We start from the raw sequence: 23,213 nt of genomic DNA, 5'->3' as shown, positions 1-23,213 counted from the left end.
TATGACCGTCATTGCCTACATCGCTCTTGTACTCGGCACCGGCATGGAGCGCCTCTATGAGCTGCGCATCTCGAAGCGCAATGCCGCTGCAGCCTTCGAGCGTGGCGGTCGCGAGTACGGTCAGAAGCATTTTCCGTGGATGGTGGCCCTGCATACGGGCCTCCTCATCGCGTGCGTTGTCGAAGTGATCGTCGCCGATCGCCCCTTCCTGCTGTGGCTCGGAATCCCGATGCTCGTCATCACCCTGCTCTGCCAAGCGGCGCGCTACTGGATCATCAGCTCGCTCGGCGCTCAGTGGAACACGCGCGTGATCGTGGTGCCCGGGGCCGGCCGTGTGCAGAACCGCGGGCCGTATCGCGTGACCTGGTTGCCGCATCCGAACTACCTCGTCGTAGCGATCGAGGGCATCGCGTTGCCGCTCGTGCACACCGCGTGGGTCACCGCGATTGTGTTCACCGTGCTTAATGCGGTGCTGCTGTTGGCGTTCCGCATCCCGACCGAAAACCGGGCGCTGCGCGAACTGACGCCATGAGTGCGGCGGGCGACGATGCGGTCGCTGCAGGTGTGGCCGATGATGCGGTGGCCGAACCGAGCGTTTCGCCGGTCGTCGATGTCATCGTCGTCGGTGGCGGGCCGATCGGCCTCGCCGCTGCCATCAATGCGCGGATGCACGGCCTCACCGCGCTCGTGATCGAACCCCGCACCGGCACCATCGACAAAGCCTGCGGCGAAGGAGTCATGCCCGGTGCCGTCACCGAACTCGCCGCCCTCGGGGTTCACCCGCGCGGGCGCAGGATCGCAGGCATCAGTTATCAAGACGGCACCCTCATCGCCGAACACCGCTTCGCTTCGGATGCCGCGCTCGGCGTTCGCCGCACCGAGCTGCACCGGGCGCTCACCGACCGGGCGCTAGAGCTCGGTGTCGAGTTCGACCACGGCAAGGTTGAGGCGATCGAGCAGCATGATGACGGTGAGCAGGGCGGTGCGGTATCCGCGCACCTCGCTGACGGTCGCACCATCGAGGGGCGGTGGATGCTCGGCTGCGATGGCCTGCACTCCACGGTGCGCGAGCTGGTCGGTCTGGCCGCGCGCCCTCGCCGCGTGAGGCGACATGATTCTCGGCGGTTCGGCATCCGGCAGCACTTTGAGGTTGCTCCGTGGACTGATCTCGTGGAGGTGCATTGGGCGCCGACCGCTGAGCTGTATGTCACGCCGGTGAGCGACGCCGAGGTGGGTGTTGCCGTGCTGGGCCCGCGGGGAACATCGTTCGAGGAGGCGTTGGCGAGTGTGCCGGCGCTCGCCGAACGACTGCGCGGTGCGACGCCGGCGTCGAGCGTGCGAGGTGCTGGCCCGCTGTTGCAGAACACGACCGGGCAGCGCGCGGGCCGAGTGTTGCTCGTCGGCGACGCTGCTGGCTACGTCGATGCGATCACGGGGGAGGGCATCCGCTTAGGGCTCGCCGAAGCGCGCGCTGCGATCGAGTGCATCGTCGCCGGCAAGCCTGAACGCTACGAACGCGAGTGGCGGCGAGTGACCCGCGACTTTCGGATGCTCACCACCGGGCTCGTGGCGGCCGCGAACTCACCGCTGCGCCGAGCGATCGTGCCGTTCGCCGCGCGGCTGCCTGGTGTTTACGGTCGCGTGGTGGAGAGTTTGGCCCGCTAGCTAGGAAGAAGCAGCGGCAGCAGTTCTTCTGCCTTCGAGACCACAGCGAGCGATCCGTCGGATTCGCCAGGGTTGCCATAACCCCAGTCGACATAAATCGTGGGGATGTTGTGCTCGGCTGCACCCTCGATGTCGTAGAAGCGGTCACCGATCATCACCGGGTTGCTCACGTCGGCACCGATCATCGTCAGGCGCGTAAGCGCTTCGGCCACGATGTCTTTCTTGGCGCTGCGAATCTCATCGATCGAGGCGCCAGCCATCACACGGAAGTACTGCGTGAGGTTCGCGTGATCCAGAATCACGGATGCCGGAAACTCGGGCTTCGAGGTCGCCAGCGACAGCGGAATTCCGGTCGCGTGCAGCGTCTTCAGAACCTCGGGGATGCCGGGGAAGATGTCGCTTCCGTTGGCGCTATTGCCCTCCATGTAATGGCGGCGGTAGATCGAGAGTGCCTGCGCCGCTTCAACGGGCGTGAATCCGGCGCGGTCGCGGAACGAGTCCACAATGGGCGGGCCAACGTAGGCGCGCAGCTCTTCAGCCGAGGGCACGGGGTAGCCCATCTCCTCAAACATGTACGCGAGCGACGCCGTGATTCCGGGCGCCGAGTCAGCGATCGTGCCGTCAAGGTCAACGAGAATGCAAGTCCAGTTATTAGCCATTTGTTACCAGCCTAAGGCGTGCGCCTGAAGACTAGAACAATCGCATGTTGGGGTCGTCGAGGCCGCGCATCTCGTCGTAATCCAACAGCACACAGCGGATGCCGCGGTCCTTCGCGAGCGTACGCGCCTGGGGCTTAATTTCTTGGGCTGCGAAAACGCCAGTGACCGGAGCCAGCAGGGGGTCCCGGTTCATCAGTTCGAGGTAGCGGGTCAGCTGCTCAACGCCGTCAATGTCGCCGCGGCGCTTGAGCTCCACGGCAACGCTTGCGCCCTTCTCGTCGGTCGCGAGAATGTCGACTGGCCCGATGGCGGTCATGTATTCGCGGCGCACAAGACGGTAGCCCTCACCCAAAATGTCGATGTGCTCGGCCAACAGCTTCTGCAGGTGAGCCTCAACGCCATCCTTTTGCAATCCGGGGTCGACGCCTAGTTCGTGGCTTGAGTCGTGCAGGATTTCGTGAATCGAGACGATGAGCATGTCGGCCGACTTAGTGTGGGCGACTTTCCAGATCTCGGTGACTCCGGCATCCGACTGCTCGGCTTCGGGCTCAAGGGTGGAAAGCACACAGGGCGGGCTCATCCAGTTAAGCGGCTTGTACGAGAGCGCATCGGAGTGCACGAGCACACTGCCGTCGGCCTTCAGTAACAGCAGTCGCGTCGCGAGGGGCAGATGGGCACTGAGACGCCCGGCGTAATCAACGGAGCATTTGGCTATGACAAGTCGCACCGTCCTACGGTACTCGGAGAAGGCCGGTGGTGAATCATTCCGGACGAGATTCATCATCTGGCCGCGCCGCCGACGGCCATCCGCGTTCGCGCACCTGACAGGATGGTAACCATGTATGTCGCCACCTCCGGACCAGCTGATGCCCCGCCCGTGCTGCTTCTCCACGGTGGCGGTGTTGCTGGCTGGATGTGGGATTCACTGCGAGAGCGGCTCGAGGCCGATTACCGGGTGATTGTTCCCGACCTCCCGGGCCACGGACAATCAGCTGACGAGCCCTATGTTTCACACGCCGCGACGGTCGCAGCGCTGGCAAGTCTCATCACGACCCCGGTCACCGTGATCGGGTTCTCGCTGGGGGCGCAGCTTTCGATTCTGCTCGCGTCGCACCACCCCCGACTCGTCACGAACGCGGTGATCGTGAGCGCGCAAGCGAAAGCTATGCCGTTCACAGGCCTCACGCTTGCCGCTCTGGGGGTCAGCGCGCCTCTCGCTCGTCAGCGTTGGTTCGCCAAGCTTCAAGCTCGCGAATTGTTCGTGCCTCCCCACCAACTCGAGAACTACATCGAGACGAGTGCCGGCGTCACGAAAGAAAGCTTGCTGGCCGCCGTCGGTGAGAACATGAGATTTGAACTCCCCGCGGAGTGGTCTGCCTTCGACGGTCGTGTTCTGGTGATGGCGGGCACCAAGGAGCGTCGGCTGATGCACGAGTCGGCCGCCGCGATTCACGAAGCCCAGCCCAGCAGCACACTCACGCTCGTCGAAGGTTGCGGGCACGGCATCCCGCTTCAACGCCCGGACTGGTTCGGCGACCGCGTGAGGGAGTGGCTCACTCAGGCCTGAGCTGATCAGCCAACTGCGTCAGCCGCGTAGGTCGCGAAGTCATTTCCCGCTGCCGCCGCCCGGGCGCTTGCGCTTGAACTTGCCTAAGCCGCGACGCTCGTTCTCGCGCTGCGCTTCTTCGATCTGCTCGGGGGTGATGACGAAGTGCATTTCGGTGGTCGCCATTGTGATGGCAATGGATGTCGTACCCGGCGACGAGAAGTCGACGTACGGGAACGCGTGGCGGCCTGCCAGTTCTCGGGCGTACGGCGAAAGTAGCCCAGAGATGATCGCGAGAACCACGATCAGCAGCAACGCATTCAGCACGCCGACCTGGTCGCTGAGCACGCCGATCATGGGTGGGCCGATGAGCGTGGAGGCGTAGGCGATGGTTGCGACGGCCGTCACTCTCGCGGTGGCGCGCTTGGGGTCATCCGCAGCGGCCGAAATGCCGACGGGGAATCCGAGGGCAGCACCAGCACCCCAGAGCGCGGTACCGATGACGGCGAGCCAGACGGCCGGCGAGAAGATGACGAGTAGCAAGCCTGCAGCGGCGAGACCTGCGGATGCGCGCAGCACGGGAACGCGACCGAAGCGGTCGAGGGCGCGAACCCCAAAGAATCGGGTGGCGGTCATGGCGGTCACGAAGACACCAAAGATCAGAGTGCCGAAGGCATTAGAGATTTCGTAGCCATCGACCATGGCGAGAGCGAGCCAGTCGATGGCCGAGCCCTCCGCGAAGGCCATGCCGAGCACAATGATGCCGATGAGGATGGTGCGGGGCTCGAGCCAGACGCTTTTCAGCTTCGGGGCGGTCAGCTCTCCGGCGGCGACCTTCATCTCGACGGTGTTGGGCGGCGGATCCGCGAGTCGCTCCGGAAGGATCAATGCCGACACGACGAGCGCAGTGATGAGAACGATCGCCGAGACGATCACGAGGTGAGTGGCGAGCGGAACGCTGAGCGCCTCTGCTGCTGCACCGAAGCCGGCGCCCGCCATCGTGCCGAGGCTGTAAAAACCGTGCAGCGTGGGCATGCTCGAACGACCGAGTAGCCGTTCGTTCGCGGTGCCCGAGAGGTTAATCGCAACGTCGTAGGTGCTGAAGGCGAGTCCAAACACGGCGAGAGAAATCACCGCACCGAAGAAGCTGCCCAGCACCCCAATGATGATCGCAGTAGCAGCGAGCGAGCCGACAAACAGCACCACGCACGCGCGCACGACGATCTTCGCGCCGAACCGCTCGACGAGCTTGCCGGCAACGACGAGACCGAGCAGCGAGCCGATCGCGAGCCCAAAGAGCAGAATGCCAATCTCCGAATGACTGGCATCAAAAGTGTCGCGCACCGTCGGGATGCGGCCCACCCAACTGGCGAAAGAAAAGCCAGCGAGAGCAAAAAGGGTGGCGATCGCATTGCGCCACGAGAGCACCTGCCGGCTGGTGAGGCCGTGCGGAAGAGAGGGTGGTGTGGCGGCCGAGTCAGAGGCTGTCATCAGTTAAGTGTAGGCCTATCCACTGGTCTTCGATTCGCAGCTAATCCTTGTAAAGAACGCTCTAGGCTGGGGTGCATGAGTGCCGAATCATCATTGCCTTCCGGAATTGCCGTCAACGATCTTGATCCTCAGGTGCGCCCTCAAGACGATCTCTTTCGCCATGTGAATGGCGCCTGGATCGACCGCACCGAGATTCCGTCTGACAAGGCGCGGTATGGCTCCTTCATGGTGTTGGCCGAAGAAGCCGAAGAGGCTGTGCGCGACATCATCATCGAGTCGCAGTCGGCAGAGCCCGGCACCGAACAGCGCAAGGTTGGCGACCTCTACGCGAGCTTCCTCGACGAGGCTCGTGCCGACGAACTCGGGGCTACGCCCATCGCGGCCCAGCTTGCTGATGCTGCTGCGGTTGACTCCATCCCCACTTTGCTCAGCACGCTCGGCCGCCTTGAACGCGGGGGCACGAGCGGGTTCTTCCAGCTCTTCGTCGACAATGACCCCGGCAACCCCGAGCGCTACCTTGTCTTTCTCGAGCAAGGTGGTCTCGGCCTTCCCGACGAGTCGTACTACCGCGAAGAGAAGTTCGCCGAGGTCTTGGCGAAGTACACAACTTTCATTGAGCGGATGCTGACGCTCGCCGGTCTCGATGCTCCGGCTGAGCGCGCCGCCCGCATCGTCGCCCTCGAAACCGAGATCGCGTCACAGCACTGGGATAACGTCGCCAATCGCGACAGCGAAAAGACCTACAACCCGATGACGTGGCAGGCCGCCAACGACCTCACGGGCGCCATCGACTTGAACGTGTGGCTCGACGCCATCGATGTTCCCGCCCACTCCTTCGACGAAGTCGTCGTGCGCCAGCCCAGCTTCGCCGAAGGGCTTGAGGCGGTGCTGAGCGACGACCACCTGCAGGCGTGGCGCGACTGGCTGTCGTGGCAGGTCATCCGCAACAACGCTGCGTATCTGTCGGGCGATTTTGTGGAAGCCAACTTCGACTTTTATGGCCGCACCCTGTCGGGCACCCCCGAACTTCGTGCCCGCTGGAAGCGCGGTGTCTCGCTCGTTGAAGGCGTGCTCGGCGAAGCTGTCGGCAAGATCTACGTGGAGCGCCACTTTCCGCCCACGGCCAAAGCGGCGATGGATGTGCTCGTCGCTAACCTCGTCGAGGCGTACCGCCAGTCGATCACTCAGCTGGAATGGATGAGCCCGACTACGCGGGAGCGCGCGCTCGACAAGCTCGACAAGTTCACTCCCAAGATCGGATTCCCCGACAAGTGGCGCGATTACTCCACTCTGGAGATCAGCGCGGATGACCTCGCCGGCAACGTGCGGGCCGCGAACGAGTTCGAGTTCCAGCGCGAGCTCGGCAAGATCGGCAAAGAGCTCGACCGCGATGAATGGTTCATGACGCCGCAAACCATCAACGCGTATTACAACCCCGGCTTCAACGAGATCGTGTTCCCGGCCGCCATTCTGCAGTACCCCTTCTTTGATGAGGGTCGGGATGACGCCGCCAACTACGCCGCGATCGGTGCGGTCATTGGTCACGAGATCGGCCACGGCTTCGACGACCAAGGTGCCAAGTACGACGGCGATGGTCGCCTCGTCGACTGGTGGACGCCAGAAGATAAGGCTGCCTTCGAAGAGCGCACAAAGTCGCTCATCGACCAGTACGATGCTTTGGCTCCCGCCCAGGTTCCCGAGCACCACGTCAACGGTTCGCTCACGATCGGTGAGAACATCGGTGACCTTGGCGGGCTCGCGATCGCGTGGAAGGCCTACCAAATCTCTCTCGGCGGCGCCGAAGCTCCCGTGATCGATGGCCTCACTGGAGCCCAGCGATTCTTCATGTCGTGGGCTCAGGCGTGGCAACAAAAGGGTCGCGATGAAGAAGTAATTCGCTTGCTTGCAATCGACCCTCATTCGCCGAATGAGTTCCGCTGCAACCAAATTGTTCGCAATCTCGATGCGTTCTATGAGACATTTAGTGTTACGAAATCCGATTCGTTGTGGCTGGACCCGAAAGATCGCGTCACTATTTGGTAGAGATCGAGCAAACCCGAGAACGCCGGAATCGCATTCGCACCCCCCGAGTTGCGAAGCATGCCGGAACTGGAGAAGAACCCAACTTCACCAGTACCTTTGCCGCGCTTGGAAAACTGAAGCTTTCCGACCGCAGCGTGCGAGTGTCCGCCAGCGCTGTTGATATCAACACGGGCAAGACGATCCTCAGCATCGACGATCGGGTAGAGCTCCCCACCGCCAGCATCGGCAAAATTCTGCTGCTTATCGAAGTAGCGGCGCGATTCGATAGCCGAGACTTTGCGCCCTACGGCATCCTCGACAAAGTTCCCGGTGCATCCGTTGGAGCCGCCGGACTCTGGCAGCACTTGCAAGCACCATCGCTTCCGGTAGCTGACCTGGCCGCGCTCGTCGGTGCCACCAGCGACAACCTGGCGACCAACATCCTGCTTCGACTGATCGGGTTGGATGCTGTGCGAGCTCGCACCGAATCCCTCGGTCTTACCAAGACAGCACTCCTCGATCTCGTGCGCGACACTCGCGGTCCCGACGATGCACCCCAGCTCTCCGTCGGCTCCGCCATCGAACTCAGCTGGCTATTCGGTGCTCTTGCCCGTGGCGAAATTGTGAACTCGATCGCCAGCCAGCGCGTGCTCGGTTGGCTCTCGCTCAACACCGATCTGTCGCTCGTCGCGAGTGCGTTCGGGCTTGATCCCCTGGCTCACCGGGGAGCAGACCACAACACACTCCTGGTCAACAAGACCGGAATCGATCAGGGGGTGCGAGCGGAAGCGGGCGCCCTCAGAGGCAACAAGCGCGCAGTCGCGTATGCGGCATCCATCCAATTCGATGACGCCAACCTTCGTTCACGCCTGCGCGTGATTGAAGCGATGCGCACCTTTGGGCTCGACCTGCTGGAGTACGTGCACTAAGCAGCACCCCGTGACTAGCGACTGAAGCGTGCTTTCAGCCGGGAGAAGATTCCCTCTTTCGAGGCTTCAGGCTCAGGCATCCGGATCACATCGGCGGTCGTATCGACGGTGTGAGTCAACAAACCCATCAGTTCAAAGGTGGAGACTAGTCGGCGCGCTTCGTCTTCGGGAACGTGTGCGAGTGACGCGAGCTCGGTGATCGTGAGGTAGGCGGCGCCGAGCATTGCCGTCATGCTCATCTGGTCAGTGGTGTGCGTCAGGGTGGTGAGGTTTGGCCAGCGACGCAGCTTAAAGCGAGCTCCAGAAAGGCTCAGTGGGTCGAACGACTCGGGCTGAGCCTGAGTGCCGATGAGCCAAATCAGAGGCTCCCAGTCGCGGCCAGCTTCATCGTGGTGAATCGCGAGCGGGCGAGCAACGGTCTCGACGTCGCCGTCGGTGGTCGTTTCAGAGAGCTTCTCAAGAGGTTGAGCCCACCAGTAAACGCCACCGCGGGGATCAATGACCAGGGTGGGAGCATCGGCGAAGCGGAGCTCGACGAGCGGTTCCGCGGCAGAGTGAACGGCTTCGGTGATGGCACGGTTGAGCGCATTCCAGGTGGCTGCGGGCAGAACGATATCAACACTGGTAGCGGGTCCCGTGCGGCGCTTGCCGGCCGCGGGCGTACCGGAGGCGGCATCCGCTGGAGTGTTTTTGTCGTCGATCGGGGTGACGTTGAGGATCTGTGCTGTGGCGCGCTGGGGTCCCGCAGCATTCGCTTCCGTCGTTGAAGCGGCTGAGAACGGGACAGGAGCGGTGGCCGTAGTTGTGGTGGTGCCGGCCATGGCGGGCATCGCCGAGTCCATGGAGGCGCTAGCGTTCGCATGATCGCGGGCGCTCTTGCGCGGGGCCGGGTGAATGACGAGCACGTCAGGGTCCCCGGCAGTGGCAGGAGCGCTGACGTTGAACTGTTCTTCATCGACCGTGACGTTGAGAGGTGTTGGCTCGCTGTCGAGGGCTGAGACGTGCTCGGTCCAGGCGGTGGCATCCCACCAGCGAAGTTGCAGAGAGCCAAGCGGGTCGCGGTACCACCCTGCGGGGATACTGGTGCCGTCGGTCATGATGTTTCTTTCTGAGCGGTGAAGCCTGCTGTGGCGGTCATCGGATGGCCGCCACAGCGAGAGGATTTTTAGAGGCCGAGGCTGGAGTCGGCAGTCTTGACGTTGATACGTGCAAGCGCGAGGTTCGACTTCGCCTTGTCGAGCACGAAGTAGATGAAGACCTCGGGGTTCGATGACAGCGGGCGGATGATGTGGTACTGGCTTGAGAGCGTGATGAGGATGTCATCGATGGAGTCCTTGAGGCCGAGAGCCTTCATGGTCTTGAGCTTCGCGCGCACTACCTCGGTGTTACCGGCTGCTGCTGCGTCGAGGTCGATGCCGCTTCCAGCGCTTCCGAGCAGCATGCCCGAGCCACTGTCGACAACAGCGGCGGCCATGGCGCCATCGGTCTCGAGAAGGGTTGCGAGGGTTTCAGTGATGTTTGACATTATGTTCTCCGTTTGAGGTGTCGGGTTGGTAATACTTCGATGTGATGCTGGTTAAGCAATGAGCTCGGCCATGCGTCGCGCGGCAATGCGTGCGATCGAGAGGCCTTTGCCCAAAGTTTCATGAGTATCGAACAGCGCGGCGAGCACGATGGGGTGCCCTTGAACGCGCAGCTGGATGACGTGGCCGAGTTCGGATGCGATGATCACGTACTCGTTGGTGCCGATTTTCAGTTCGTGGGCGACAGCATCGCTGAGTGCTTGCACTGAGCTGGACATGCTGGCGAAGCGTCCGCCATCCGCGTGGGTTCCATTGAGGTGAACGATCTCGAAGCCGTCATCGGTGAGCAGCGAGGCAAAGGTGAGTGAGCTCGCGAGATCTTGCATTTCGGCGAGGGTGCGGTTGCCGGCTTCGATGTGGACGGGGTTCAGGTGCGACGCAATAGCGGCGACGGGTGCAGGGGTGAGGTTCATTAGATGTTCTCGGAGATCGGTGTCGGGGCAGGTGCAAGGAGTTCACGCATTTCGACGCTGGCGACGAGGGTGAGCAGCAGGGTGCGCATCTCTTCGGCATTGCGAGGGTCGACGGTGAATACGGGAATCAATTGGTCGGGAGACGCAGCGGTGAGCGCGGCCGAGTAGTCGGCAACGCTGGGTGTTTCGGAAACATCAGACTTGGTGACACCGATGACAACCGCGCCGCGGGCGTGGAGTTCACGGAAGTCGTTGAGGTATTCGAGAAGCAGCGCGACAGAGTCAGGCGCATCGTTATTGATGAGAAGAAGTAGACCACGTGCGCGGCCGGCCAAAATCGACCACATGAAATCGAAGCGCTTTTGCCCCGGTACTCCGTAGAGGCGAACCTTCGTGACATCGTCGATGGTGATCTCGCCGTAGTCAAGCGCCACCGTAGTGGTCTCTTTATCCGCTGTCTCGCGATCGGTGTTGGTAGCCTCGGTCGACACCACAGCGATTTCGCTCAGACTGCGAATAGCGGTCGTCTTGCCGGAGCCCATGGGGCCAGCAAACAAAACGACGTGCTCAGACATAGATCTCTTTCGGTTGGTTAGTGGTTCGGAGCGAACGCCCCATCAGATGGGCGTGAAAAGTCCGCGAAACGATTGGTCATCGTTTGTGGCGTTAATAGAATCGGTGCTGCCCAAAATCTTCACGAGTCCCCACTCGGGGGTCGCGAGAACGGGACCCGCAGAAAACTGCACCAGAACGTTCTGTCTGTCCCCTAGTCTGGGTGGATGTTTTTCCCGGAAAACAGGGGAATTCGCAGACTAAAGCGGTGGTGCGAGAACCCTAGGCGAGCGGGTGGACTGCCCATTCGCGGTCGAGAATCGCGTAAATACCGGTGTCGGCCCACGCGCCCTTAAACCACATATCTTCCACGTGATGGGCTTCATGCCGCATGCCAAGCGCGAGACACAAGCGAACGGAATCGTCGTTTCGGGGATCCAAATTGGCGAAAACTCGGTGCAGCTTCAGGGTGTCGAAAGCGAGATCGAGCAGAGCGGATGCTGCCTCCCGGGCATAGCCCTTGCCCTGGAAGTCGGGATGCAGAGCCCACCCGATCTCGGCATTCGAATCCTCAGCACTCTCAATCTTGAAATACAGGGTTCCGATCATCACGGAGCGGCGCTCGCGGTGGTGAGCTGTGGGCTCCGCACCCACCGCAAGAGGAGGAACAGCATCCGGCAGCTCAATGGCCAGCTGCACGTAATCGTCAGTCTCCGCGAGCACTTCGCTCACTGTCCACTCGGTGATCTTCTCGATTATCGTGGCGCGGTCGCGGGGCTCGTAGAGCATGTAGGTAGTCAGCTCGGGGTCTGATTGCTGCGCGTGCAGGTCATCGATATCGTGCTCGCTATGCGTGAGGCGGCGCAGCACGAGGCGCTCGGTGTACAGGGGACCTGTTGACTCATACGGTTTCATGCGAGCCCCTCATCATTGTGGGTGGTGCCGAAGGCCAGCATCGCGGCCCGACGCTAAGCCGTGTGCGGTCGCGCCTGAGCGTCGCTTGCCCGTGCCGTGCGCTCGACCGGGATGTTGTAGAGCGCCGAGAGGGCAGCATCAAACTCTGCGACGCGGCCATCAGCCGCGAACTCGCGGGCGCGCACCGAAGGGCCGTGCAACAGCACGCCGCCGAGGTGGCGCAGGGCAGAAATCGTTTCGTCGCCGGCTCCGCGGGCAGTGGCGCGAGCTATTTCCGCCTCAAGGAGGGCGAAGTGGTGCGTGCGAAGAGCAACGATGGCGGGCTCCGCCTGGCTTTCGGCAGCGAATTCGTGGGCGGCCGTGCGAACCAGGTCGCGAGCATCCGCGTGCGCGTTCAGTTCTTCGAGCGGGGCGTGCAGGCTGATGGTTTCGAGGTCGAGCAGGTCAACACCGTTGAGTTGGCCAACGGCGGGGTCAACGTTGCGGGGGAGCCCGAGGTCGAGCACGAGGCACTTGCTGGCGGCTGAGAAGCGTTCGGTGCCGAGCACGGCGCTGGCGGTACACGTGACAATGACGTCAACGTCGAAGTCCTCGCTGGGGGTGAGGCTGTGCTTGAGGGCGAAGGCGGCGTCGCGGCCCGAGGGCGAGAAGACGCGCAGGTCGAGTGCGCCCTTGTCGCGCAGAGCGTTGACGGTCGTGACGGCGTAGCGGCCGGTGCCGACGACGAGAACACGTGCGGTCGACCAGTCGGCGACGCGGCTCGAGGCGAGTTCGAGAGCGAGGCGCACGAGGGACTTGCCCGCTCCGCCGATGGCCGTGTTGTTCTTGATGCCGCGGCTCGTGTGAGTGGCGCGCTGAAAGAGGCGCTCGAGGTCGCGGGTAGTGGTGCCGTTTTTGCGCGCTTGGTCGAGCGCACGGCTGACTTGGCCCGAGATTTCGGCTTCACCGATCACGACGGACTCAAGACCCGAGGTCACCGCGAAGAGGTGAGCTGCGGCATCCGCCCCCTCATGAACGGCGATGGAGGCATGGAGAGTGTCGACGCTGAGGCCGGTGCGTTCGCTCAGTGATTCGAGCAGCGAGCAGACCGTGATGGCTGTGGCGGCGGTGAGAGGTTCCTCGACATCGAGGTAGGCCTCGAAGCGATTGCAGGTGGCAACCAGAACGGCTCCGGCCACGAAATCATTGTGCGTAACAAGGTCGACGGTGGCCGCCGGGGCGACCTCAGACAGACTTTCGAGTACGTCTAAGCTCGCGTTGCGATGATTCGAGCTAAGACACAGGAGCACGACCTAATGTTAACCCGTGACTTTGAATTCTGACCACCCACTTCTCGACGGCCGCACAGCTAACTCGCCTATCATCCGGGCCTATCGCGGCGATCGCCCCGAAACCACTCCCGTCTGGTTTATGCGCCAAGCCGGCCGCTCTCTTCCCGAGTACCGCAAGCTGCGTGAAGGCAACGAAATGCTCGAGGCGTGCCTGACGCCCGACCTCGCGAGCGAGATCACGATGCAGCCGGTGCGTCGCCACAATGTCGACGCCGCCATCTTCTTCAGCGACATTGTTATCCCGGCCAAGCTGGCTGGCGTTGAGGTCGAGATCGTTCCCGGCCGTGGCCCTGTCTTTGCCAACCCCATTCGTACGGCGGCGGATGTCGCCAAGCTGCACCCCATCGACCCTGCGGCGTTTGCGCCCATCCGCGAGGCTGTCGCGCAAACCGTTGCTCAGTTGGGCACGACGCCGCTCATTGGTTTCGCTGGAGCACCATTCACTCTCGCGTCGTACATGGTCGAGGGTGGCCCGAGCAAAGACCAGCAGCGTGCCCGCACACTCATGTATTCCGACCCGCAGACCTGGGCAAACTTGCTCAACTGGTGCGCCGATGTTGCTGGCGAGTTCTTGATCGCTCAGGTCGAGGCAGGCGCCTCTGCCGTGCAACTCTTCGACTCCTGGGTCGGTTCGCTCTCGGAACAGCAGTACGTGCGCCGGGTGGCCCCGCACTCCAAGCGCGTTCTTTCGCACTTGCGCGGCTACGACGTTCCGAAGGTTCACTTCGGCGTCGGCAGCGGCGAAGTTTTGCAGGCCATGCACGGCATTGGCGCCGACGTGATGGGTGTTGACTGGCGCATCCCGCTCGATGAGGCCGACCGTCGCCTCGGTGGCGGAGTGCCGCTGCAGGGCAACATCGACCCCGCCCTGCTCGGTGCTCCGTGGCATGTGCTCGAAGCGCACGTGCGCGACGTCATGAACCGCGGCCGCGTTGCTCCCGCCCACGTGGTCAACCTCGGCCACGGCGTCGGCCCCGACACTGACCCGGATGTGCTCACCAAAATTGTGGAGCTCGTTCACGAGGAAGGTTAGTGAGCGTGAGCACGACAGAATTCACCGTCGTCGGCGGCGGCATCGCAGGGCTCGTCGCTGCGCGCAGGCTCGCAATGGCGGGCCGAACCGTGCGCCTCATCGAGGCGAGCGATCATCTCGGCGGCACGGTGGCATCCCACCTTGTCGGCGGCATCAATTTGGATGCCGGAGCCGAAAGCTTCGCCACCCGCGGCAATACTGTTGCCGACCTTGCTCGCGAGCTGGGCCTTGGCGACGACATCGTTTCGCCGAGCGACGAAGGTGCCTGGCTGCAGCCCGTGGATGGCGCGGCCCTCCCGTTGCCCAGCACCGGCATTTTGGGCATTCCGGCGACACCGCTCGACGCTCAGACGATTGCGGTTCTGGGTATGGGCGGCGCTCTGCGCGCCCAACTCGACTCACTTATCCCGTGGTTTGGAAAGCGCACCGATGTGTCGCTCGGTGCTCTCGTTCGTCGCCGCATGGGCAAGGCCGTTGTAGAGAAACTGGTCGCCCCCGTCGTGCACGGCGTGTACTCGCTGCACCCCGACGATCTTCCGCTCGACCGCGTTGCAACGCTCAAGGAACGCCTCGCCCTCCACGGGTCGTTGGCGGCAGCGGTGCGTTCGATGCGCGGCGCGATGCCGGCTGGAACAGCGGTTCAGGGCATCCGGGGCGGGATCAATCGACTTGTGACTGAGTTGGCCGCCGACCTGAAGACCTACGGGGTTGTTGTCGAGCTCGACCGGCGCATTGAGAGTGCCGGCGAGCTTGCGGAACTCGACGGCACCGTCATTGTGGCGGCTCCCGGCATCCTCGCCCCCGTTCGTGGCCGCACCGTCACGCTCGCGACTCTTGTGCTTGATGCGCCCGCGTTGGATGCCGAACCCCGCGGTTCGGGAGTGCTCGTCGCCCCCGGCTGCACCGCAGTCTCCGCTCGCGCCCTCACCCATGCGACCGCCAAGTGGCAGTGGTTGAAAGAGCAAGCGAACGGCCACCACGTCGTGCGCCTCTCGTACAACGAGGTGCCCGCCGGAGACTTCGCTGACGTTGCCCGTCACGATGCTGAAGTGCTGCTCGGGGTCTCGTTGCCACCGGAGTCGGTCATTGATTGTGCTCGTCGCGAATGGGTTCGCCCGGCCGCGCTTGCCGCCGCTGAGCGCACGGATGGCGTAGCAGTTGTCGGCGAAACCGTCGGCGGAACCGGGCTGGCTGGCATCGTCACGCACGCCAATGCCACGGCCGATCGCTTGCTGGCGCTCGCGGCCGAGGAATCTGCCGAGGAACCTGCCGAGAAGCCCGCCGCCGAAGCAGCCACCGCGCCAGCCACCGAGGCCGATGACGCCACTCAAGAGGTAAGCTAGTTAGGTTCACCTAACTCACGGTATTTTCCCAGTGTGCCCAGAAGGCGCGGGAGAGAATGGAAGACATGACAGACGTCGACAAGTCCACTGAAATTTTGGGTTACACGCTGTGGGCGGTTCTCCGTCGTGACCCGCACCGTCCGGCGCTCGCCGGTAACTTGGAGCCGGCTGTTGCCGCTGTCGAGGCCCGCGGGGTCACCATCCGCGGTTTCTATGATGTCTCGGGCATGCGCGCCGACGCCGACCTCATGATTTGGCTGCACGGCAGTAACCCCGAAGACCTCCAATGGGCACTGCGCGAGTTGCGTCGCCATGACCCGCTCGCCTCGCTGCTTCCCACGTGGAACGCCATGGGCGTGCACCGCGACGCGGAGTTCTCGAAGAGCCACATGCCCGCCTTCATGCGCGGCAAAGAGCCCGAAGCCTGGCTCACCATTTACCCCTTCGTGCGTAGCTACGAGTGGTACCTGCTGCCCGATGCCGAGCGCAGCAAGATGTTGCGCGACCACGGCATGAAGGGCTCCGAGATGCCGCAGGTTCTCGCGAACACCGTTGCGAGCTTCGCCCTCGGAGACTACGAGTGGATGCTCGCGCTCGAAGCCCCCGAACTCGTTGACCTGGTCGACCTCATGCGTCACCTGCGCCAGACGGATGCCCGCCTGCATGTGCGCGAAGAGGTGCCGTTCTACACGGGCCGTCGCATCACTCTCGATGAGATCGCCGAGGTGCTGGCATGACCCACGTTCTCGGTGCTACGGATGCCGCCGCATCCGGCCCGGAACACGTCGAGGAGCCCGTGGCGTATGACGCCATTCTCCTCGCGAGTTTTGGTGGGCCTGAGGGTCAAGACGATGTCATCCCGTTCCTGCGGAATGTCACGCGCGGACGAGGCATCCCCGAAGAGCGCCTCGAAGAGGTCGCGCATCACTACCGCGCGTTCGGTGGCATCAGCCCGATCAACGACCAGAATCGCGAGTTGAAGGCCGCGCTTGAAGCCGAGCTTGCTCGTCGCGGCATTGACCTGCCCGTGCTGTGGGGAAACCGCAACTGGAACCCCTACTTGAGCGATGCGCTCACCGAGGCCAACGAGCGCGGCTTTAAGAAGCTCATCGCCGTGGGCACGAGCGCCTATAGCTCGTACTCGAGCTGCCGCCAGTACCGCGAAGACTACGCAATTGCGCTCGAGCAGACCGGTCTCGAAGGCACGATCCAGATCGACAAGGTGCGTCAGTTCTTCGACCACCCCGGCTTCGTGCAGCCGTTCATCGACGGCGTTCGTGACGGTCTCGCTCAGATCGCCGCCAAGGGCATTGCGCCCGAGAAGACGCACGTGCTCTTCACGACCCACTCGATTCCGTCGACGGATGCCGCCAAGAGCGGCCCGGAGTCGCGCGGTTTCGGAGAGGGCGGTGCCTACGCGGCACAGCACCTCGCCGTCTCCGAAGTTGTGATGGCGGCGCAGGCGGAAGACTTTTCCGCCACCACGCTGCCGGCGCACAGTCTCGTGTACCAGTCGCGCAGTGGCCCGCCCTCGATGCCGTGGCTGGAGCCCGACATCAACGATGCAATCGATGCGCTTGCCGCCGATGGTATCGAAGCGGTCGTCATCGTTCCGGTCGGATTCATTTCTGACCACATGGAAGTGAAGTGGGATCTCGACACCGAAGCGTTGGAAACGGCGGGAGGCCACAACATGGTTGCCGTTCGCGTTCCCACGCCCGGCGTACATCCGGCGTTCGTCACGGGTCTTGTTGACCTCGTGTTGGAGCGCCGCGACGGAGTGCCGGTGGCAGACCGCCCCGCACTAACAACAATCGGCCCCTGGTACGACGTCTGTCGTCCTGGATGCTGTGAAAACGTGCGGCTCGGCTTCAAGCCGGCAGCCGCGGGGGTAGCACCGTGACCGTAATTCGAATTGGCACGCGAGGCAGCACACTCGCAATGGCGCAGACCACCACGGTGGCACGCCAGCTCGAAAGCAAGACCGGCGTCGAGACGGAAATCATTCCGATCTCCACTCAGGGTGACCGCTCAACAGAATCGCTCTCCACGATCGGCGGGCAGGGTGTGTTTGCGAACGCTCTGCGCGAAGCGCTGCTCGCGGGGGAGTGCGATGTTGTCGTGCACTCGCTCAAGGACCTTCCGACCGCTCCCGTGCCCGGTCTCACGATCGCGGCCATCCCCAAGCGTGCCGACGAGCGCGACGTGGTGTGTGCTCGCGATGAGCTCACGCTCGCGACATTGCCCGCCGGTTCCAAGGTCGGCACCGGTTCGCCCCGTCGCCAAGCTCAGCTGCGTTCGCTCTACCCTGACCTTGAAGTTGTCGACATTCGGGGCAACATCGATTCGCGACTCGACAAGGTGACAAACGGTGAGTTGGATGCCGTCATTCTCGCCGCCGCCGGCCTCGCCCGCGCCGGTCGTGCCGCCGCCATCACTGAGTACCTAGGCATTTCGGGCTGGCCAACGGCTCCCGGCCAAGGCGCCCTCGCGATCGAAACGCGCACGGGTGAAGAGAAGCTCGCGGCAGTGCTCGACCACAAACCCAGCCGCACCAAGACAGACGCCGAACGCTACGTTCTCGCTTTCCTCGACGCCGGATGCTCGGCACCCCTCGGAGCGCACGCCGTGATCGACGACGGCCTCCTGTTCTTGGATGCGCGGGTCTACGCCCTCGATGGCTCCCGCTACCTCACCAGCTCGCACGCGCTGTACGTCAACGATGTGGATGACCCGGCCCGCGAGGCAGCACAGCGGGTCGCCGACGATCTTTTGGCACAGGGCGCTGGGGAGCTCACCGGGGCACGAGCGTGATCATCCGCCCCCGCCGTTTGCGGTCGAGCCCGGCGATGCGTCGTCTGGTCGCCGAAAACCGCACCCACCCCAACCAGCTGATCCTGCCGATGTTTGTGCGCGAAGGGCTCACCGAGCCTGCCGCGATCAGTTCGATGCCGGGCGTGCAGCAGCATTCGCTCGACTCGATGCGCCGCGCGATTGCCGAAGCCGCCGAACTCGGCGTCGGTGGCGTGATGCTCTTCGGTGTGCCTGAACACAAGGATGCCGAGGGCTCGGGAGCGATCGACCCCAACGGAATCCTCAACGTCGCCACGCGCGCGGCTGTCGCCGAGGCTGGTGACGCCCTCGTGGTGCAAACCGATCTCTGCCTCGACGAATTCACTGATCACGGTCACTGCGGGGTACTGCGCGGACGCACCCACCCCGTGACCGGTGTGACCGAACTCGTCGTCGACAATGACGCCTCGCTCGAGCGCTACCGCGAAATGGGCGTCGCTCAGGCCGAGGCCGGTTCGCAACTGCTCGGCCTCAGCGGCATGATGGACGGCCAAGTTGCCGCCGTGCGCGACGCCCTCGACACCGCCGGGCACACTGACACCCCCTTGCTCGGTTACGCCGCCAAATACGCCTCCGCGTTCTACGGCCCGTTCCGCGAAGCCGTGCAGTCCTCCCTTGAGGGCGACCGCCGCGCGTACCAACAGAACCCCGCCAACCGCCGCGAAGGCATCCGCGAAGTCGAACTCGACATCGACGAAGGTGCCGATGTGGTGATGGTCAAGCCCGCCATGAGCTTCCTCGACGTGCTGGCCGACGCCAGCGCGATCAGCAGCGTGCCGGTCTGGGCGTACCAAGTCTCCGGCGAATACGCGATGATCGAGGCCGCCGCCGCAAACGGTTGGATCGACCGCCGCCGCGCTATCGAAGAATCAGTACTCAGCATCCAGAGGGCCGGCGCCGAAGCGGTGCTCACCTACTACGCAACAGAACTTGCAGAATGGCTACGCCGATGAGCACCAGCACCCCGAACAGCGCCACCACGAGCGGCACCGCCCCCGCCACCAACCAGCAGTCGTTCGACCGCGCTCGCGGCGTGCTGCCGGGCGGCGTGAACTCGCCCGTGCGCGCCTTCGGCTCCGTCGGCGGAACACCTCGTTTCTACGTAAAGGCCTCCGGCTCGTACGTGACGGATGTTGAGGGCCGGTCGTACATCGACCTTGTCAACTCGTGGGGCCCCGCCATTCTCGGCCACGCTCATCCCGAAGTGATCGACGCCGTTCAGCAGGCAGCGTCGCGCGGCCTCGGCTTTGGAGCGTCCACCCCCGCCGAGACCGAGCTCGCCGAACTCGTGCGCGACCGCATCAGCGTCGGGGGAGTGAGCCCGATCGAACGGTTGCGCCTCGTCTCCACCGGCACCGAAGCGACCATGACGGCCATCCGTTTGGCTCGCGGTGCGACCGGTCGTCGCCTGCTCGTGAAGTTTGCCGGTCACTACCACGGTCACTCCGACGGGCTTCTGGCCGAAGCCGGCTCTGGCCTCGCGACGCTCTCGATGCCAGGCTCTGCCGGTGTCACCGCCGAGACCGCCGCTCAGACCCTCGTCATCGAATACAACAACGTCGCCGCGCTCGAGCAGGTCTTCGCTGAACACGGCCACGACATCGCCGGAGTCATCTTCGAAGCCGCTGCCGCGAACATGGGCGTTCTCGCCCCGCAGCCTGGCTTCAACGAAACCATCGTGCGCATCGCCCACGAGCACGGTGCCCTTGCGATCAGCGACGAAGTTCTCACCGGCTTCCGGGTTGACCCCGCCGGCTACTGGGGCTTGGATGCTCGCGCCGCAGCGGCCGCGAACCCCGACGCCCCGGAGGCGCGCTGGGTTCCCGACCTCTTCACCTTTGGCAAGGTCATCGGTGGCGGGATGCCGCTGGCCGCTTTAGGCGGTTCGGCTCGCATCATGGAGTTGCTGGCTCCGCTCGGTCCGGTCTACCAAGCAGGCACCCTGAGTGGAAACCCGGTCGCCGTTGCGGCGGGCCTCGCTACGCTGCGGCTCGCTGACGACGCCGTGTATTCGCGGCTCAACCAGGTTGCCGAAACTCTCTCGGCCGAAACGTCGGCCGCACTCTCCGCCGAGGGTGTTGAGCACGTCGTGCAGCACGCGGGCAACCTGTTCTCGTTCGTGTTTAGCGGCTCCGAGCCGATGAACTTTGCCGACGTGAAGGCCCAGCAGGGCTACCGCTACGCACCGTTCTTCCACTCGATGCTGGACTCCGGGGTCTCGCTGCCGCCGAGTGTGTTTGAAGCGTGGTTCGTTTCGGCAGCCCACGACGATGGCGTGGTCTCGAAGATTGTCGAGGCGCTGCCCGCCGCCGCGAAGGCTGCCGCCGCGGCATCCGCCCCGCAGTAGCCGGGATTGCTTGCGGCGACCTTGCCGTGGGCCTCGAAAGCGATGATGGCTCGACTGTAAACTCTGTGTGAGTTCTTGGGGAAGCACTATGCCAATCTGAGAATATGCTCCAGAATAGCTACCTGCGTTACCAGAAAACCCTGACCCCGGGCTGCAGTTAACGCGAGTATGTTGGAAGAACCAACCGGCAACGAAATGGAGTTCACCATGAAGGGCAAGATCCTCCTAGTAGTAGGACTCGGCATCGGCTACGTGCTCGGAACCCGCGCTGGCCGCGAAAAGTACGAAAAGATCAAGGCAACGGCAGGCAAGCTGTGGAACGATCCCCGCATCACCCAGCAACGCCATAACGCTGAAGACTTTGTGAAAGACAAGGCTCCGGATGTTGCGGAGTTCCTTGCAGACGGCGCCAAGAAGGTTGTCAAGCAGGTCGCGTCAAGCAAGAGCGACAAGGCGGCGCCAGAAAAAGTGACCACCACCAGCAGCGCGCCTAAAAAGAAGCCTGCCGCCAAGAAGTCTTCGTCAGCGGCATCCACGACGAAGTCCACCAACTCGAAGTAGGGCTGCCATGTACGGTGAATCACCGAATACAGAACCGCAGCGCGACCCCAAGCGGTCACTCGCTGCACTAATCGCCGACGTCCCTCGCCTTCTCGGCGATCTCGTCCGCGGAGAGATCGAATCGCTCAAGAGCGAGATGGTCGGCAAACTCAAGAACGCCGGAATTGGCGTTGGCCTGTTTGCGGGAGCAGCGTTTTTCGCGCTGTTTGCGCTGATGGTTCTCATTGCTGCCGCCGTGCTCGGCTTTGCAGAAGTAGTGCCAGCCTGGGCTGCCGCTCTGATCGTGGCCGGCATCTTGCTTGTGATCGTGGCGATTCTCGTTTTTGTGGGCCTCGCGCTCGTCAAAAAGGGAACCCCGCCAGCCCCCACCGAAACGATTGAAAGTATTAAGAGCGACGTTCGTGCCATCAAAGGCACCCGAAAGCGGAGGTCATAATGTCTGAAGAGACCAACAACACGATCGAGCAGGCTCGCGCCGAACTCGAAAAAACGCTCGACGCCATCGAAGATAAGTTCAACATTGGCAAGCGTGTAGATGAAGTTGCAACCAACGTACGCACCTCCTACGAGAGCAACCCGTTGCCGTGGATTATTGGTGCAGCAGCGGCAGCGGTCTCGGTAGTGGCCGTCGTTGCATGGGCAATTCTCAGCGACGACGACTAGCTCGATTAGCGTCTGACTCCCCAACAGGGGGAGTATAGAGAGCATGGCAAGAAAAGCACTCGATGGTTTGCGCGTGCTCGTCCCGCGCGGAGGCAATTGGGGCGACAGCGTCGCAGCACTTTTGAGGGGTCACGCGGGCATTCCCGTGATTGCGCCCCTCATCAATTTCGCGCCCTCAGAGAATGTCGCCGCGCTCGCCAACGCCTTTCATGAACTCAATGATGGGCAGTTCGACTGGATCGCTGTGACCAGCGCGACCACCATTGATGTGTTGATAGCAAGTGGCGTCAAAATCCCCGACAACACCAAAATCGCTGCCGTCGGCGAAACCACCGCCAGCGCGCTGGCGCTCGCTGGACACCGGGTCGATTTCGTTCCCGAGTTTGATAACTCCGGTCGTGGGCTCGTTAAAGAGTGGCCCGACACGACTCCAGGACTCCGGGTTTTGGCACCGCAATCGAACCTTGCCGATACGACTCTTGTCGATGGGCTCGGTGCGCTCGGTCACGAGGTATTGAGCGTTTCGGCGTATAGCACCGTTGGGGTGCCTGTGGCTGACAAGGTGCGGGAGGATGTCGCATCCGGTCGTATCGCAGCCGTGCTGATCAGTTCTGGTTCGGTCGCGCGGCAAGTGGCCGAGCAGCTCGCGCCGCTGCCCGAAGACACCATCGTGGCGTGCATTGGTCCGCGCACGGCGTTCGACGCGCGTGCAGCTGGTCTCACCGTGCACGTGATCGCCGAAGACCGCTCGAGCGAATCTCTCGTCGAGACGCTTGTCGAGTACCTGCGCCGCTAGCGGGTGGTGCGGCCCGCCAGCGGGCGAAGGTGGACGTTAACGCGGGTGTGGCGGTTGCCGTCGGTTCGTGCCGTCTTAGCCGACGTTGAGGGCCAGGACGAGGAAGATGATTCCGAGTAGCGGCGGCGTTCCCTGGATGATCGCGGGGCGAGCCATCAGCTTCGGCTGCGACGTGATCAAAACCACGGCCGCGAGAAGCATGCTGAGCGCTCCAAACATGGCGAGCGCGATGCCGGCCGGCCACAGGTTGGTGGTGCCCATGAGCACGAGACCCGTTCCGGCGCCGAGAGCGAGGAACACGTTGTAGAAGCCCTGGTTATAGGCCCACGGCTTCACGGCATCCGCATCCTGGGGGCGCACGCCGAAGATCTGCTGAACGCGAGGCGTGTGAAAGAGCACGCTCTCCATGAAGAAAATCATGAGGTGCACGAGGGCGGCGAGAAAGATAAAAGCTGATCCGAGGATGGCTAAAGCAGTGTTCATGCTCAAAAGTGTGGCACAGCCGGAATGC

26 protein-coding genes are annotated in these 23,213 nt (G+C 63.2%); 16 read left to right on the top strand and 10 right to left on the bottom strand.

Annotation, left to right across the window (positions count from 1 at the left end; all coding sequences use genetic code 11):
• The first annotated feature begins 1 nt into the window (after position 1).
• Positions 2 to 532 (top strand): isoprenylcysteine carboxyl methyltransferase family protein, encoded by a 531-nt coding sequence (locus I6E74_RS00965; RefSeq protein ID WP_197122212.1) that lies wholly within the window; start codon positions 2 to 4, stop codon positions 530 to 532.
• Positions 529 to 1,665, top strand: coding sequence for an NAD(P)/FAD-dependent oxidoreductase (locus tag I6E74_RS00960; RefSeq protein ID WP_231604443.1), 1,137 nt, complete (start codon positions 529 to 531; stop codon positions 1,663 to 1,665). The genes I6E74_RS00965 and I6E74_RS00960 overlap by 4 nt, the downstream gene beginning before the upstream one ends.
• On the opposite strand, the gene I6E74_RS00955 is transcribed toward I6E74_RS00960, so the two are convergent.
• The gene (locus I6E74_RS00955; protein WP_197122209.1) at positions 1,662 to 2,324 is read right to left on the bottom strand and encodes an HAD hydrolase-like protein; all 663 of its coding nucleotides are present in this window, start codon (positions 2,322 to 2,324) and stop codon (positions 1,662 to 1,664) included. The two genes, I6E74_RS00960 and I6E74_RS00955, sit on opposite strands and share 4 nt — an antisense overlap.
• 31 nt (positions 2,325 to 2,355) lie before the next feature.
• The gene (gene nucS, locus I6E74_RS00950) at positions 2,356 to 3,051 is read right to left on the bottom strand and encodes an endonuclease NucS (protein WP_197122206.1); all 696 of its coding nucleotides are present in this window, start codon (positions 3,049 to 3,051) and stop codon (positions 2,356 to 2,358) included.
• 111 nt (positions 3,052 to 3,162) lie between these two features.
• Between nucS and I6E74_RS00945 the strand changes: the two genes are divergently transcribed.
• The gene (locus I6E74_RS00945) at positions 3,163 to 3,891 is read left to right on the top strand and encodes an alpha/beta fold hydrolase (protein WP_197122203.1); all 729 of its coding nucleotides are present in this window, start codon (positions 3,163 to 3,165) and stop codon (positions 3,889 to 3,891) included.
• 39 nt (positions 3,892 to 3,930) lie between these two features.
• On the opposite strand, the gene I6E74_RS00940 is transcribed toward I6E74_RS00945, so the two are convergent.
• Positions 3,931 to 5,361, bottom strand: coding sequence for an MFS transporter (locus tag I6E74_RS00940; RefSeq protein WP_197122200.1), 1,431 nt, complete (start codon positions 5,359 to 5,361; stop codon positions 3,931 to 3,933).
• A gap of 75 nt (positions 5,362 to 5,436) precedes the next feature.
• Between I6E74_RS00940 and I6E74_RS00935 the strand changes: the two genes are divergently transcribed.
• Entirely contained in the window at positions 5,437 to 7,404 is a 1,968-nt protein-coding gene (locus I6E74_RS00935) for a M13 family metallopeptidase (protein WP_197122197.1), read from the top strand.
• Positions 7,398 to 8,312, top strand: a complete 915-nt coding sequence (locus I6E74_RS00930) for a serine hydrolase (protein WP_197122194.1) — start codon at positions 7,398 to 7,400, stop codon at positions 8,310 to 8,312. The genes I6E74_RS00935 and I6E74_RS00930 overlap by 7 nt, the downstream gene beginning before the upstream one ends.
• A gap of 14 nt (positions 8,313 to 8,326) precedes the next feature.
• On the opposite strand, the gene I6E74_RS00925 is transcribed toward I6E74_RS00930, so the two are convergent.
• The 6 genes from I6E74_RS00925 to I6E74_RS00900 all read right to left on the bottom strand — a co-directional run bounded on the left by I6E74_RS00925 (position 8,327) and on the right by I6E74_RS00900 (position 13,064).
• Positions 8,327 to 9,409, bottom strand: coding sequence for a DUF2510 domain-containing protein (locus tag I6E74_RS00925; RefSeq protein ID WP_197122191.1), 1,083 nt, complete (start codon positions 9,407 to 9,409; stop codon positions 8,327 to 8,329).
• Between the two features lie 68 nt (positions 9,410 to 9,477).
• Positions 9,478 to 9,837: a hypothetical protein gene (locus I6E74_RS00920; RefSeq protein WP_197122188.1), complete on the bottom strand. Its 360-nt coding sequence runs from the start codon at positions 9,835 to 9,837 to the stop codon at positions 9,478 to 9,480.
• Positions 9,838 to 9,888: 51 nt separating this feature from the next.
• Positions 9,889 to 10,308, bottom strand: a complete 420-nt coding sequence (locus tag I6E74_RS00915; protein ID WP_197122185.1) for a roadblock/LC7 domain-containing protein — start codon at positions 10,306 to 10,308, stop codon at positions 9,889 to 9,891.
• Positions 10,308 to 10,883: an ATP/GTP-binding protein gene (locus I6E74_RS00910; protein ID WP_197122182.1), complete on the bottom strand. Its 576-nt coding sequence runs from the start codon at positions 10,881 to 10,883 to the stop codon at positions 10,308 to 10,310. Before I6E74_RS00910 ends, I6E74_RS00915 begins: the two co-directional genes overlap by 1 nt.
• A 259-nt stretch (positions 10,884 to 11,142) precedes the next feature.
• A complete protein-coding gene (locus tag I6E74_RS00905; RefSeq protein WP_197122179.1) occupies positions 11,143 to 11,775 on the bottom strand; it encodes a GNAT family N-acetyltransferase in 633 nt (210 codons plus the stop codon).
• Between the two features lie 53 nt (positions 11,776 to 11,828).
• Positions 11,829 to 13,064, bottom strand: a complete 1,236-nt coding sequence (locus tag I6E74_RS00900; protein ID WP_197122177.1) for a glutamyl-tRNA reductase — start codon at positions 13,062 to 13,064, stop codon at positions 11,829 to 11,831.
• A gap of 16 nt (positions 13,065 to 13,080) precedes the next feature.
• Here I6E74_RS00900 and hemE point away from each other — a divergent pair, with 16 nt between their 5' ends.
• The 11 genes from hemE (at position 13,081) to I6E74_RS00845 (ending at position 22,702) form a co-directional block, all read left to right on the top strand.
• Positions 13,081 to 14,139 (top strand): uroporphyrinogen decarboxylase, encoded by a 1,059-nt coding sequence (hemE, locus tag I6E74_RS00895; protein WP_197122175.1) that lies wholly within the window; start codon positions 13,081 to 13,083, stop codon positions 14,137 to 14,139.
• 5 nt (positions 14,140 to 14,144) lie between these two features.
• Complete coding sequence (locus I6E74_RS00890; protein ID WP_197122173.1) at positions 14,145 to 15,482, top strand: NAD(P)/FAD-dependent oxidoreductase; 1,338 nt, start codon at positions 14,145 to 14,147, stop codon at positions 15,480 to 15,482.
• A 56-nt stretch (positions 15,483 to 15,538) separates the two neighbouring features.
• Positions 15,539 to 16,219: a hydrogen peroxide-dependent heme synthase gene (gene hemQ, locus I6E74_RS00885; RefSeq protein WP_197122171.1), complete on the top strand. Its 681-nt coding sequence runs from the start codon at positions 15,539 to 15,541 to the stop codon at positions 16,217 to 16,219.
• Complete coding sequence (locus I6E74_RS00880) at positions 16,216 to 17,385, top strand: ferrochelatase (protein ID WP_197122169.1); 1,170 nt, start codon at positions 16,216 to 16,218, stop codon at positions 17,383 to 17,385. The genes hemQ and I6E74_RS00880 overlap by 4 nt, the downstream gene beginning before the upstream one ends.
• Positions 17,382 to 18,296 carry a hydroxymethylbilane synthase gene (gene hemC / locus I6E74_RS00875; protein WP_197122167.1) on the top strand — a complete coding sequence of 305 codons (915 nt, stop codon included), beginning with the start codon at positions 17,382 to 17,384 and terminating at the stop codon, positions 18,294 to 18,296. The genes I6E74_RS00880 and hemC overlap by 4 nt, the downstream gene beginning before the upstream one ends.
• Positions 18,293 to 19,288, top strand: a complete 996-nt coding sequence (hemB, locus tag I6E74_RS00870) for a porphobilinogen synthase (protein WP_197122166.1) — start codon at positions 18,293 to 18,295, stop codon at positions 19,286 to 19,288. The genes hemC and hemB overlap by 4 nt, the downstream gene beginning before the upstream one ends.
• Entirely contained in the window at positions 19,285 to 20,682 is a 1,398-nt protein-coding gene (locus tag I6E74_RS00865; protein WP_197122163.1) for a glutamate-1-semialdehyde 2,1-aminomutase, read from the top strand. The genes hemB and I6E74_RS00865 overlap by 4 nt, the downstream gene beginning before the upstream one ends.
• 207 nt (positions 20,683 to 20,889) lie before the next feature.
• Positions 20,890 to 21,243, top strand: a complete 354-nt coding sequence (locus tag I6E74_RS00860; RefSeq protein ID WP_231601083.1) for a YtxH domain-containing protein — start codon at positions 20,890 to 20,892, stop codon at positions 21,241 to 21,243.
• 7 nt (positions 21,244 to 21,250) lie between these two features.
• Complete coding sequence (locus I6E74_RS00855) at positions 21,251 to 21,679, top strand: phage holin family protein (RefSeq protein ID WP_197122157.1); 429 nt, start codon at positions 21,251 to 21,253, stop codon at positions 21,677 to 21,679.
• Positions 21,679 to 21,906, top strand: coding sequence for a DUF3618 domain-containing protein (locus I6E74_RS00850; protein ID WP_197122154.1), 228 nt, complete (start codon positions 21,679 to 21,681; stop codon positions 21,904 to 21,906). Before I6E74_RS00855 ends, I6E74_RS00850 begins: the two co-directional genes overlap by 1 nt.
• Before the next feature lie 43 nt (positions 21,907 to 21,949).
• Positions 21,950 to 22,702 carry a uroporphyrinogen-III synthase gene (locus I6E74_RS00845; protein ID WP_197122151.1) on the top strand — a complete coding sequence of 251 codons (753 nt, stop codon included), beginning with the start codon at positions 21,950 to 21,952 and terminating at the stop codon, positions 22,700 to 22,702.
• 75 nt (positions 22,703 to 22,777) lie between these two features.
• On the opposite strand, the gene I6E74_RS00840 is transcribed toward I6E74_RS00845, so the two are convergent.
• Positions 22,778 to 23,185 (bottom strand): DUF1304 domain-containing protein, encoded by a 408-nt coding sequence (locus I6E74_RS00840; RefSeq protein WP_197122148.1) that lies wholly within the window; start codon positions 23,183 to 23,185, stop codon positions 22,778 to 22,780.
• Positions 23,186 to 23,213: the final 28 nt, after the last annotated feature.

It is taken from the genome of Salinibacterium sp. SWN139 (genome assembly GCF_015864625.1).
In the GTDB taxonomy this organism is placed as follows: Bacteria; Actinomycetota; Actinomycetes; order Actinomycetales; family Microbacteriaceae; genus Rhodoglobus.
This window is presented reverse-complemented; position numbering and strand designations above follow the sequence as displayed.

Bases quoted from the DNA above. Each gene is read 5' to 3' on its own strand.
- I6E74_RS00965 (WP_197122212.1), top strand. From the start codon at position 2: ATGACCGTCATTGCCTACATCGCTCTTGTACTCGGCACCGGCATGGAG.
- I6E74_RS00960 (WP_231604443.1), top strand. From the start codon at position 529: ATGAGTGCGGCGGGCGACGATGCGGTCGCTGCAGGTGTGGCCGATGAT.
- I6E74_RS00955 (WP_197122209.1), bottom strand. From the start codon at position 2,324: ATGGCTAATAACTGGACTTGCATTCTCGTTGACCTTGACGGCACGATC.
- I6E74_RS00945 (WP_197122203.1), top strand. From the start codon at position 3,163: ATGTATGTCGCCACCTCCGGACCAGCTGATGCCCCGCCCGTGCTGCTT.
- I6E74_RS00940 (WP_197122200.1), bottom strand. From the start codon at position 5,361: ATGACAGCCTCTGACTCGGCCGCCACACCACCCTCTCTTCCGCACGGC.
- I6E74_RS00935 (WP_197122197.1), top strand. From the start codon at position 5,437: ATGAGTGCCGAATCATCATTGCCTTCCGGAATTGCCGTCAACGATCTT.
- I6E74_RS00925 (WP_197122191.1), bottom strand. From the start codon at position 9,409: ATGACCGACGGCACCAGTATCCCCGCAGGGTGGTACCGCGACCCGCTT.
- I6E74_RS00920 (WP_197122188.1), bottom strand. From the start codon at position 9,837: ATGTCAAACATCACTGAAACCCTCGCAACCCTTCTCGAGACCGATGGC.
- I6E74_RS00915 (WP_197122185.1), bottom strand. From the start codon at position 10,308: ATGAACCTCACCCCTGCACCCGTCGCCGCTATTGCGTCGCACCTGAAC.
- I6E74_RS00910 (WP_197122182.1), bottom strand. From the start codon at position 10,883: ATGTCTGAGCACGTCGTTTTGTTTGCTGGCCCCATGGGCTCCGGCAAG.
- I6E74_RS00905 (WP_197122179.1), bottom strand. From the start codon at position 11,775: ATGAAACCGTATGAGTCAACAGGTCCCCTGTACACCGAGCGCCTCGTG.
- hemQ (WP_197122171.1), top strand. From the start codon at position 15,539: ATGGAAGACATGACAGACGTCGACAAGTCCACTGAAATTTTGGGTTAC.
- I6E74_RS00880 (WP_197122169.1), top strand. From the start codon at position 16,216: ATGACCCACGTTCTCGGTGCTACGGATGCCGCCGCATCCGGCCCGGAA.
- I6E74_RS00865 (WP_197122163.1), top strand. From the start codon at position 19,285: ATGAGCACCAGCACCCCGAACAGCGCCACCACGAGCGGCACCGCCCCC.
- I6E74_RS00860 (WP_231601083.1), top strand. From the start codon at position 20,890: ATGAAGGGCAAGATCCTCCTAGTAGTAGGACTCGGCATCGGCTACGTG.
- I6E74_RS00855 (WP_197122157.1), top strand. From the start codon at position 21,251: ATGTACGGTGAATCACCGAATACAGAACCGCAGCGCGACCCCAAGCGG.
- I6E74_RS00850 (WP_197122154.1), top strand. From the start codon at position 21,679: ATGTCTGAAGAGACCAACAACACGATCGAGCAGGCTCGCGCCGAACTC.
- I6E74_RS00845 (WP_197122151.1), top strand. From the start codon at position 21,950: ATGGCAAGAAAAGCACTCGATGGTTTGCGCGTGCTCGTCCCGCGCGGA.
- I6E74_RS00840 (WP_197122148.1), bottom strand. From the start codon at position 23,185: ATGAACACTGCTTTAGCCATCCTCGGATCAGCTTTTATCTTTCTCGCC.